This is a genomic window from Streptococcus mitis (genome assembly GCF_946190285.1).
Classification (GTDB): Bacteria; Bacillota; Bacilli; order Lactobacillales; family Streptococcaceae; genus Streptococcus; species Streptococcus mitis_CP.
Map to the genome: position 1 here is coordinate 82549 of NZ_CAMHZX010000002.1, position 10244 is coordinate 92792.

The 10244-nt window shown below is 40.7% G+C and carries 11 protein-coding genes; 6 read left to right on the forward strand and 5 right to left on the reverse strand.

From position 1 onward, the window contains the following. The first annotated feature begins 14 nt into the window (after nt 1-14). Nucleotides 15-497 carry an S-ribosylhomocysteine lyase gene (locus N8L39_RS04010; RefSeq protein WP_050389404.1) on the forward strand — a complete coding sequence of 161 codons (483 nt, stop codon included), beginning with the start codon at nt 15-17 and terminating at the stop codon, nt 495-497. Nucleotides 498-557: 60 nt separating this feature from the next. On the opposite strand, the gene N8L39_RS04015 is transcribed toward N8L39_RS04010, so the two are convergent. The 5 genes from N8L39_RS04015 to rsmH all read right to left on the reverse strand — a co-directional run bounded on the left by N8L39_RS04015 (nt 558) and on the right by rsmH (nt 7627). Further along, entirely contained in the window at nt 558-2663 is a 2106-nt protein-coding gene (locus tag N8L39_RS04015) for an ATP-dependent Clp protease ATP-binding subunit (protein WP_261010232.1), read from the reverse strand. A 448-nt stretch (nt 2664-3111) separates the two neighbouring features. Continuing rightward, complete coding sequence (gene mraY / locus N8L39_RS04020; RefSeq protein WP_261010231.1) at nt 3112-4092, reverse strand: phospho-N-acetylmuramoyl-pentapeptide-transferase; 981 nt, start codon at nt 4090-4092, stop codon at nt 3112-3114. Between the two features lies 1 nt (nt 4093). Continuing rightward, nucleotides 4094-6346 (reverse strand): penicillin-binding protein PBP2X, encoded by a 2253-nt coding sequence (pbp2x, locus tag N8L39_RS04025; protein WP_261010230.1) that lies wholly within the window; start codon nt 6344-6346, stop codon nt 4094-4096. Nucleotides 6347-6349: 3 nt separating this feature from the next. Then, the gene (gene ftsL, locus N8L39_RS04030) at nt 6350-6667 is read right to left on the reverse strand and encodes a cell division protein FtsL (RefSeq protein WP_000227824.1); all 318 of its coding nucleotides are present in this window, start codon (nt 6665-6667) and stop codon (nt 6350-6352) included. A gap of 9 nt (nt 6668-6676) precedes the next feature. Beyond that, entirely contained in the window at nt 6677-7627 is a 951-nt protein-coding gene (gene rsmH / locus N8L39_RS04035; protein ID WP_261010229.1) for a 16S rRNA (cytosine(1402)-N(4))-methyltransferase RsmH, read from the reverse strand. Nucleotides 7628-7793: 166 nt separating this feature from the next. Here rsmH and N8L39_RS04040 point away from each other — a divergent pair, with 166 nt between their 5' ends. The 5 genes from N8L39_RS04040 to N8L39_RS04060 are packed head-to-tail and all read left to right on the forward strand — an operon-like array spanning nt 7794 to nt 9961. Next, nucleotides 7794-7988, forward strand: coding sequence for a helix-turn-helix transcriptional regulator (locus N8L39_RS04040; RefSeq protein ID WP_001082471.1), 195 nt, complete (start codon nt 7794-7796; stop codon nt 7986-7988). 15 nt (nt 7989-8003) lie between these two features. Then, nucleotides 8004-8546, forward strand: coding sequence for a DUF3278 domain-containing protein (locus tag N8L39_RS04045; protein ID WP_261010228.1), 543 nt, complete (start codon nt 8004-8006; stop codon nt 8544-8546). Nucleotides 8547-8556: 10 nt separating this feature from the next. Next, on the forward strand, nt 8557-8883 hold the full coding sequence (locus tag N8L39_RS04050) for a hypothetical protein (RefSeq protein WP_261010227.1): 327 nt from the start codon (nt 8557-8559) through the stop codon (nt 8881-8883). 26 nt (nt 8884-8909) lie between these two features. After that, nucleotides 8910-9488, forward strand: coding sequence for a DUF3278 domain-containing protein (locus N8L39_RS04055; RefSeq protein WP_261010226.1), 579 nt, complete (start codon nt 8910-8912; stop codon nt 9486-9488). Next, on the forward strand, nt 9485-9961 hold the full coding sequence (locus N8L39_RS04060) for a glutathione peroxidase (protein WP_261010225.1): 477 nt from the start codon (nt 9485-9487) through the stop codon (nt 9959-9961). Before N8L39_RS04055 ends, N8L39_RS04060 begins: the two co-directional genes overlap by 4 nt. The last annotated feature ends 283 nt before the right edge of the window (nt 9962-10244 follow it).

Consider the following 10244-nt stretch of genomic DNA (forward strand, 5'->3'; position numbering starts at 1 on the left):
TGAAAGGATTTACCATGTCAAAAGAAGTTATTGTTGAAAGTTTTGAACTTGACCACACCATTGTTAAAGCACCCTATGTTCGCTTGATTGGGGAAGAAATAGGGCCAAAAGGAGACATCATCTCCAATTATGATATTCGCTTGGTGCAACCAAACGAAGACTCTATCCCTACTGCTGGCCTTCACACTATCGAGCACCTCTTGGCCAAACTCATCCGTACCCGCATCGACGGCATGATTGACTGTTCACCTTTTGGTTGCCGCACAGGCTTCCACATGATTATGTGGGGGCGCCATACCAGCGCTGAAATCGCAGCTGTTATAAAGGATTCGCTCAAGGAAATCGCTGAGACTACTACTTGGGAAGACGTCCCTGGAACAACCATCGAATCTTGCGGCAACTACAAGGATCACAGCCTCTTCTCTGCTAAAGAATGGGCTAAACTCATCTTGGAACAAGGGATTTCAGATGATGCCTTTGAACGCCATGTCATCTAAACACAAAAAAGGAACCAGTTTTTCAGCTGGCTCCTTCTTTTTTATGCTCAAAATTCTGTCTTAGGCTTTTTCACGAATGACCAAAACACCATCTTCCATGTCAGCTTCTAGGTGTTTAGCATCAAGGTTATCCAAGTGGAAGTCTGTGACTTTGTCACGGATTTGTTGTTCAACCACACGACGGAGTGGACGAACACCCATGACTTCATCGTAGCCTTCCTCAGTCATGTATTCTTTAGCAGCTTCGCTCACTGCCAAGTCAATGTCTTTCTTAGAAAGCGTCTTGTTAACTTCAACCAACATAAGGTCTACAATCTTAGAAAGATCTTCTTTGCTCAAGTGTGAGAATTCGATGACAGCATTGAAACGGTTAAGGAATTCTGGACGGAAGTAAGGTTTCAAACGATCCATCAATTCTGGTTTATCAGCATCTTCTGTCAAGTTAGCTTCGTAACCAAAGCCTGCGTTTGAAGTTGCGATAATCACCGTATTCTTGAAGTTGACAGTGTTACCTTGACCATCTGTCAAACGACCATCGTCCAAAACTTGAAGGAGAAGGGTGATGACTTGAGGGTCAGCCTTTTCAATTTCGTCGAGAAGGACGATTGAGTATGGATTGCGACGGACGCGTTCTGTCAAGGTATTGTTGTTGTCATCGTAACCAACATAACCTGCAGTTGTACCAATCAATTTAGATACGGCTGTGCGGTCGCTGTATTCTGACATGTCCAAACGGATGATAGCATCTTTCGTTCCGAACATATCAAGAGCCAATTGTTTAGCCAACTCAGTCTTACCAACACCAGTAGGACCTACAAAGAGGAAGCTACCGATTGGACGGTTACCTTCATCAAAACCAGCACGGTTACGACGGATAGCTTTTGCTACTGCTTCAACGGCCTTATCTTGACCAATAACTTTCGTCTGCAAACGATGACCCATATCTTTCAAACGTTCGATGTCCGTAGCCCCCATTTGAGATACTGGAATACCCGTCATACGTTCTACAGATTCAGCCACATCGTTGACACTTGCAGTCACTTTCATATCTTCTGTATGGTTTTCGATTTTCTTTTCCAATTCTGCAATGCGTGTTTTATAGTTTAGAGCTGCTTCAAAATCTTCCGCCTCAACTGCTTTTTCTTGCTTGTCTTTTTCTACCTCTATTTCACGTTCAACAGCATGAACATCTGTCACTGGATGCTGAGCTGCCAAGTGAGCCGCCGTTACATCGACAAGGTCGATAGCCTTATCTGGCAAGCTACGTTGAGGAATATACTGAACAGAGTAATCCACCGCTGCTTTCAAGACTTCATCTGGCAAGATGACATTGTGGTGTTGTTGATAGAGATCACGAATTCCTTGAAGAATTTTATATGTATCCTCTGCTGAAGGAGCATTAACCTTGACTTCGTTAAAACGACGAGCAAGAGCTGCATTCTTCAAAATAGTGTTACGATATTCGTCTTGAGTCGTTGCCCCAATCACTGTCAATTCTCCACGAGAGAGGGCTGGCTTGAGAATGTCTGCAAGCCCTTTAGAACCACTGTCTCCACCAGTGCTACCAGCACCGAGAATTTGATGAATTTCATCAAAGAAGAGAATGATATTTCCCGCTTCTTTCACTTCATTGACTAAGTTTTGAACGTTTTCTTCAAAACTACCACGGTATTGAGTACCAGCCTCAAGACCAGAGATATCAATGGAGATAATTTCCTTGTTCTTAATGGCAGCTGGAACATCGCCGTTCACAATGGCTTGTGCCAAGCCTTCGACAACTGCTGTCTTACCAACACCTGCATCTCCAACCAAAACAGGATTATTCTTAGTACGGCGTGAGAGGATTTCAGATGTCTCTTGAATTTCCTTGTTTCGTCCGATAACAGGATCCAGCTTGCCCTCACGCGCTTCTGCTGTCAAGTTTCGACCCAGTTTAGCAAGTACACCATCTTGTTTCATACCTGACGTATGTTGTGGCATTTGTCCATCAGCTTCTGCATTTCCTAGCAATTGACCAGTTGCACGATAGTGAGTAAATTCCTCAGGTGTCACTTCACGTCCATTAATCAAGTAACGGCGATTTTCAGAACTATATCCTCGCATACCACCCATCAATTGGTTAAATAAATCATCCATGTTGTTAAAATTATTAAAGTTGTTATTCATATTCTTTACCTCTTTTTGTTATTTATTATTACTGATATTGACTATCTTTGACCTTTGTTTTAAAAAATTTAGACTAGCTAGATTGCTACTCTACGTACTATTTCTGGTTTTTCTTTTTCAAACAGGAGTAGACTATCTTTACTTCTAAAGATTTCTAGATTAAACATAGACCCCACCTCTTTCTATTTTACTTTAAATGGTACTCTTCGAAAATCTCTTCAAACCACGTCAGCTCTATCCGCAACCTCAAAATAGTGTTTTGAGCAACCTGCGACTAGCTTCCTAGTTTGCTCTTTGATTTTCATTGAGAATAAGTGTTCACGTAAGGCTTTCATTTACCTTACGTTCATAATATACTACATTAGTCAAAAAAGGTCAAGAGATTTGACTTTAATTGACCAATATTTTTTAAAAAGCGAAAACACCCTGAAACATCAGGGTGCCATTCTTACATCAAATATAAAATTGCTAGGGTCAGGAGACTTGCTAGAAGTCCCACTCCCCAAAAGAAGAAGTCAACTTTCCACTCGCTCCAAGGATTTCCTTTACCAGACAATCCTCCAAGCTCAAAATGGTGATGCACAGGCGTCATACGGAAAATACGTTTGCCACCAGTCAGTTTGAAATAGCTGACTTGCATCATGACCGAAGTTGTTTCAAAGACATAAACGATTCCGATAATCAAGAGAGTCCATTCTTGGTGGAGGGCCATAGAGATAGCTGCCAACATTCCACCTAAAGCCAAACTTCCCACATCTCCCATAAAGACCTTGGCAGGCTTATGGTTAAAGACGAAGAAGCCGAGCAAACCACCAATCATGGCTAGAATCACCAGAAGAATATCCATCTGACCTTGCACATAGGCAAGAACTCCATAGGCAGACAAACTAATCACGACTGAAATACTAGCCAGACCATCAATTCCGTCTGTCAAGTTGACTGCGTTTGAAAAACCAACTAGCCAGAAAAGGGCGAAGACAATATAGAAAATCCCTAGATGCACTTGGTAGCCAAAGACTGAAAGCATATCGCCACCGCGCTCATAGAAAAGGTAGAAAATGACACCACCTAGAAGCTGAAGAGCCAATTTCTGTTTGGGATTAAGGCCCTCATTGATTTTACGGAAGACCTTGAGGAAGTCATCTAAAAATCCGATTAAACCATAAAGAACCAAGATGAACAAAATCATTCCCACATTATTGCTGAGTTGGTTACTAAATAAGGCAAGAAAGAAGGCAACCAAAACAGAAGCAATTAAGAAAACCAAACCTCCCATTGTAGGAGTCCCAGCTTTTGCCTGGTGCTGTTTGACGTCCTCATGCATCTGCTGACCTGTAATTTGCGCCTTTCGATAAAATTGGATAAAGGCCGGAATTCCTACCAAAGTTAGTAAAAATGTCACAATTCCAGCACTGATGGAAATAAACATATTAGTCTCCTAAAGTTAATTTAATTTTTTTGATGTTTTTGATAGCTGTATTAGTCCGAACATCCTGCTTCTGAACAACGGAACCCGAACCTTCAAATTCCAGTTCAATATCCAACCATTTGGCAAAGGTCTCAGCAGTCTCCTTTTTCCAGCCATACATGTCTGGAATTTCTTCTACCTTATCAGATAAAAGGAGAACTTGTTGGTTAGGTGCTAGATTTTTTCCCTCTTCTACAGAAGTCTCTTTAATCTTTGTTCCAGTACCCACAACGATTGGTTGCACAATATTGCGACGTAAGGCTTCTGCCAAATCACCAGGTGAAATATCCTTGATGCTAGGCATTGCATAAGAAGACTCTGTCGTCACTTGATCTAAATTCTTAGCAGGAGATTGAAGATTGAGAGATTCTTTCATAGCTGAGGCTCTTTCAAGAATTGGGTTGGCAAATTCCCCCAACTGGATACCTGAATAATGTTCAGGCTGTTGAACCGTTACATACAAGATAAAATCTGGATTTTCAGCAGGGTTCATAGCCACAACTGAGAAAATGTAGTTGGTAGAACCAACTAAGTAGCCTCCATTTTTCTCGTCAGCGATTTGGGCCGTACCAGACTTGAGGGCTACATTTTGACCTGGAACATTGACAGTTGCTTTTCCTGTACTATGATTATACATAGTTCCATATCTAGGATCCGTTCCTACCAAGACCATGTGAGCCCGAGTTTGGCTAGCTGCATCTTTCGAAACGGGATTTCCTACAATCTCTTTTTGAGATCTACGAACGGTTTGATCATTTGGATCATACAAGGCCGTAATAAATTTAGGCTCTAGCATGACGCCATCGTTGGCAATGGCTGTAAAAGCACGTAGCATCTGGGTCTGCGTTACAGAAATCCCCTGACCAAATGCACTCATGGCAATATTAACAATATTATCTGCAGGCAATTGACCTGAATACTCATCAGTCAGACCAAAACGCGTCGGCACCCCAAACTTAAAGCGGTTTAGATAATCCAACCAAGTAGTATCTCCCATTTTTTGTTCAAGTAGACTCATTCCAACATTACTGGAGTGAGCGAAACCTTGTGAGAAAGTCATCATCCCACCAGTAGTCAAACCATCATTAACATCCCAATCTCGAATCGTCGCATCCGCTATTTTTAATTCGCTGCTATTGAAGTATTCTCCACCTGGGAAAGTATTATTATCAATAGATGCTGCTAGCGTCATGACCTTCATGGCTGATCCTGGTTCGTAGTTACTTTGATAAAGAATATCACGCCAAACAAAGTCTTTGGTGATACCATCCTTAGTATCTGCATTAAAGGTAGGTCGTTGGGTGGTAGCAAGGATTTCACCGGTCTTTGCACTGACCAAGGTCGCGGTCATATACTTACCTTTTACTTTTTCTAGAAAGGCATCCATCTGAGTTTCCATGAAAGATTGGAGAGGGCTAGACAATGTTGTATAAACATCCTTGCCATCCACAGTTTGTTGCGACACCTGTTCTGTACCTGGTACGATATTCCCTACACGGTCTTTTTCATAGGTAATAATACCGTCTGTCCCCGCAAGAATGGTATTTAACGAACTCTCTAGACCAGAGGTTCCTAATAAACTCTTACTGCCGTCCTCATTTTCATGGAGTTGGGCTAAACCAATAAAACTAGAAGCAAATTGGCCATTTGGGTAGCTTCTGTTAGGGCTAGTTGTGAAGTCGATCCCTTCCACACTAGCATCTTTCAAGTCTTTTTTAATCGCCATCATATTGGCATAGGTAATCCCATTTCCTTTTGCACCAAAGGAAACTTGAGTTAGATTTGGTTGAGCTAATTGCTCTTTCACATAAGCTTCATCCATATCCAAATACTTATGGAAGACTTCAGCTACCTTATTAAACTGCGAATCCTCTACATAAAGAATTTTACCCGTTGCTGACTTGTATTTTTTATCAATAACAGCATAGACGTTATAAGAGGTCGCATCTTCAGCGATAGGCACTCCATTTCGGTCATAGATAGTTCCGCGTTTGGCAGGTACTGTTCGAGTTGTTTGGTGAACCTTTTTAGCTTCTTTTACCAAGTCAGTACCAAATATATTACCTTTTGCGATAATATACGCAAAATTAGCCAAAAAGAGGGCGAAAAGGGTAACAGCTACAAAGCTGAGGTACTTACCAACTATCCTACGGTTTTTTGCTGGAGATTTACGATTTTTTATCGCAAATCGGGTTATTTTTTCTGTCCATTTCATATCTTACTCCGCTGTTCGGATATTTTCATTATTCAATTTCAAATCTTTTTTATCTGCAATTTCTTTCAAGCGCTCTGAACGAATCAATTCATTCACTTCCTGCTTAGCATCATCCAGCTCTGTCTTCTTCTCCTCTATCTGTGCATTGATTTTTGTCAAATCACTTTGCACTTGCAAGAGTCGTGTCTGCATAAAGATGATACTCACTGCTAAAACGAGAGCCGTAAAAGCGATGGAAAGATAAAAAGCCTTCTCCACACGTGAGAATTTTTTTATACGATTCTGCAAGAATTGACTGGTTGTTTCTTTCTTATCTACCATTTTTTCCTCTTACTTGTGAATTTTTCTGGCCACGCGCAACTTGGCTGAGTGCGAGCGGTTATTGGCTTCTAATTCTTCTGCACTTGGCAAGATTGGCTTACGGGATACCAATTCCATCTTGGGCTTGAGATCATCTGGGATGAAGGGTAAACCTTTTGGAACTTCCACTGTTGAAGCTTCCTTGAACAATTGCTTGGTCAAGCGGTCTTCTAAGGAATGAAAGGTAATCACTGAAATTCTACCATCTAGAGCCAAGATCTCCATAGCCTGCTGGATAGATTCATCTGCTGCTCCCAGTTCATCATTGACTTCAATTCGAATAGCCTGGAAGATCTGCTTGGCAGGATGGCCCTTCTTCTTGAGCTCCTTGGCAGGTTTAGCCGACTTGATAATCTCTGCCAACTCAGTCGTTGTCTCGATTGGTTTGACTTCACGCGCTTGTTCAATCTTACGCGCAATCTGTTTAGAGAATTTGTCCTCGCCATATTTGAAGAAAATACGAACCAAGTCATGATAGTCATAGTGGTTCACCACTTCATAGGCTGTCAGACTCGCTTCCTGATTCATGCGCATGTCCAGTGGTGCATCCTTTTTATAAGAAAAACCACGCTCACGCTGATCCAGTTGAGGACTAGACACTCCCAAATCATAACAAATTCCATCAATTTCCTGAACACCAGCTTCGCGCAAACGTGCCTGTAAATGACGGAAGTTATCCTTTATAAAAGTCACCATCCCTTTTTCGATATAGGGTGCCAAACGTTTTTGCGCATTGTTAATGGCATTCTGGTCCTGGTCAAAGGCATAGAGATGGCCTTTTTCACTTAATTTACTTAATAAATATTCGCTATGGCCCGCTCCACCCAAAGTCGCATCAACGTAGATACCGTCAGGCTTTACGTCGAGCATATCAATCGTTTCGTGGAGTAAGACCGTTACATGATGAAATTCTTTTGTCATATCTTATCTATTTTACCACAAATCTGACTAGCTTGCACTAGTCAGACAAATAGACCAAAAACAAGTAAGATTTCTTTAAGAAATATGTCAAATATGCTTGACATCTATTTCATAGAAGAATATAATATAGTCAAATATATGCGACACAAATCAGAAAGGAGTCCAGATGAATCGTGTGAAAGAATTTCGCAAGGAACTGGGCATTTCCCAGCTCGAGCTAGCCAAGGATATCGGTGTCTCGAGACAGACCATCAATATGATTGAAAACGACAAGTACAATCCAACCCTGGAACTCTGTCTCAATCTCGCCCGCAGCCTCCAAACTGACCTAAACAGTCTCTTTTGGGAGGATAATTTTTAAAAAAGGAGCAAACTCATGAAAAAAGAAACCTTCACTGAAAAACTCATCAAACGCACATACGGTATTTCTGGTCCCCTTGACGAATACAAACTGCGTGAGATCGATCGTATTGGGAACCAAGTCTTTATCATCCTCTTTTATCTGATGATTTTCGGAAATCTTATTCCACTCCTTCTGGTCTATAAATACCCTCAGCTAGTGGCTCTAGTCTATCCTCCTCTAATTTTAGTGATTGCCCTCATCGCTGCTGGATATCTCACCTATCAAATGCAAAAAACAGGGATTACAACTATTGAACCAGATATGCTGAGCGAGAAAGAAAGTAAGCAACTACACTACCCAGGTCTTAAAGCAGGTTTGTTCTTTGGTCTATGGATGTTTTTTATAACTCCTCTTCTCGGTATACTCATAGGTGAAGGTCAGGACTATTTTCAGTCTCTTCTCACTATAAGAAATGGTGTATCAAGCATTCTCGGTTCTATTTTCTTCGGAGCGAGCATACAGTTCCTCATCTCCCGTCGCATTGCAAAAACTAAAAAAGAGCAAGATGAGGATTAGGAGGTGCCCTATGAAATCACTAGTAACTTTACTTACCTATCATCTTTTATTTGCTTCACTGCTCATCTTCATCATCGTTTCAGGGAACTTGCCAATCGACGAGACATTCCTCGTGCTAGTCTTTATTCTAGCACTTAACAAAGTACTGACTTATCTAAAGATTGACTCCCCAAAAACGCGCACACTTAACTTAGCACTATACTTTATGATTCTATCTTTTCCACAACTGATGCTCATATCAAGCGATTGGAAATATTATTTACTGCTGACTATCGCTAGCCTTTCTTCTATTACTTATCTTTATTATCTCTATCAATTCGTAAAAGAAACAAAATAACATCGTTCATTTAGGAGGTTACTAGCATGAAAAAAGAAGACTTAACAACTCGCCTACTTCGAAATTTCTTTCATATCCAAGGGCCTTTTGATGAATGCCGTCAAGAGGTTATCTACAAGGCTTGCGCCCGTTCCATGATCCAAATCTTTTACTCTTCCTTCATTCTCTTCCTATTCTATATTTTGTTCGGAAGCTTTATAGAAATTGTTCGAAATGTTATGCCCTACATCTATTTTGGACTCATTTTGTTCATGAGTATAAAAGCTCAAAAAGCCGTCCAAGAGCTTCATCTTGAAAAGGATGACAAATCAGAAATCATTCTCAAAACCTACAGCAAAGCCCAAATCAAATTCCGAAGCTGGATTGTGTTTATCGGTATTCAGATTGGCTTATTTACCTTACTCATCTTTCATAAAGTCTTCGTTCAGCAGATGTCCCTTTCAGATTTTGGAAAGTTGCTCATGCAATTCGATAAAAGTGGTCCTTTCCTGATGTATGGCCTCATTATCGGTAGCATTTTTGGAACCCTGACCTACGGATTTCTATCACTACAGGAGGAGAAAACTCCTAAAAATACCAAACAGAAGGAGAAAAGCAATCAATGACTTCACTATACGATTTTTCAGTCTTGAACCAAGACAAGCAAGAAACTCCACTAGATGCCTATCGTGGTAAGGTTCTTTTGATTGTCAACACTGCTACTGGATGTGGTTTAACGCCCCAGTACCAAGGACTTCAAGAACTCTATGATCGCTATCAAGAACAAGGTTTTGAGATTTTAGACTTCCCTTGCAATCAGTTTATGGGACAAGCACCAGGCAGCGCAGAGGAAATCAACAGCTTCTGTAGCCTACATTATCAGACCACCTTCCCACGTTTTGCCAAGATCAAGGTCAACGGTAAGGAGGCAGATCCCCTCTATGTTTGGTTGAAAGACCAGAAATCTGGCCCGCTGGGAAAACGAGTCGAATGGAATTTCGCTAAGTTTCTCATCGGTCGTGATGGGCAGGTTTTTGAACGCTTCTCTTCAAAAACAGACCCAAAACAAATTGAAGAGGCCATACAAAAATTACTCTGATTTTTTTGAATACATTCTTTCATTCAGTTTAATTCTTGAAAGGATGTATTTTTTCTTTAAAAAGTGAAAGAATTTCTTTAAATTAGGTTTACTTTCTCTATTGCATTTCTCCTGATAATCTAGTATATTTACCATGTGTTTATAATATAGAATTATTTATGTTATATTCGGAACAGAAGATTTAAATTTTTTTCTTCAAAAATGTAAGCGTTTTATATCCAAGAGATGAGGTGGGAAGAAACCAGAAACTAGAAGTTTTTTTGTTGAATAAGATCGATACCAA

What these genes read in the sequence shown, in the direction of transcription:
- N8L39_RS04045 (WP_261010228.1), top strand. Translation starts at nt 8,004, where the DNA reads ATGAAAAAAGAAACCTTCACTGAAAAACTCATCAAACGCACATACGGT.
- N8L39_RS04055 (WP_261010226.1), top strand. Translation starts at nt 8,910, where the DNA reads ATGAAAAAAGAAGACTTAACAACTCGCCTACTTCGAAATTTCTTTCAT.
- N8L39_RS04050 (WP_261010227.1), top strand. Translation starts at nt 8,557, where the DNA reads ATGAAATCACTAGTAACTTTACTTACCTATCATCTTTTATTTGCTTCA.
- ftsL (WP_000227824.1), bottom strand. Translation starts at nt 6,667, where the DNA reads ATGGTAGATAAGAAAGAAACAACCAGTCAATTCTTGCAGAATCGTATA.
- N8L39_RS04015 (WP_261010232.1), bottom strand. Translation starts at nt 2,663, where the DNA reads ATGAATAACAACTTTAATAATTTTAACAACATGGATGATTTATTTAAC.
- N8L39_RS04010 (WP_050389404.1), top strand. Translation starts at nt 15, where the DNA reads ATGTCAAAAGAAGTTATTGTTGAAAGTTTTGAACTTGACCACACCATT.
- N8L39_RS04040 (WP_001082471.1), top strand. Translation starts at nt 7,794, where the DNA reads ATGAATCGTGTGAAAGAATTTCGCAAGGAACTGGGCATTTCCCAGCTC.
- pbp2x (WP_261010230.1), bottom strand. Translation starts at nt 6,346, where the DNA reads ATGAAATGGACAGAAAAAATAACCCGATTTGCGATAAAAAATCGTAAA.
- mraY (WP_261010231.1), bottom strand. Translation starts at nt 4,092, where the DNA reads ATGTTTATTTCCATCAGTGCTGGAATTGTGACATTTTTACTAACTTTG.
- N8L39_RS04060 (WP_261010225.1), top strand. Translation starts at nt 9,485, where the DNA reads ATGACTTCACTATACGATTTTTCAGTCTTGAACCAAGACAAGCAAGAA.
- rsmH (WP_261010229.1), bottom strand. Translation starts at nt 7,627, where the DNA reads ATGACAAAAGAATTTCATCATGTAACGGTCTTACTCCACGAAACGATT.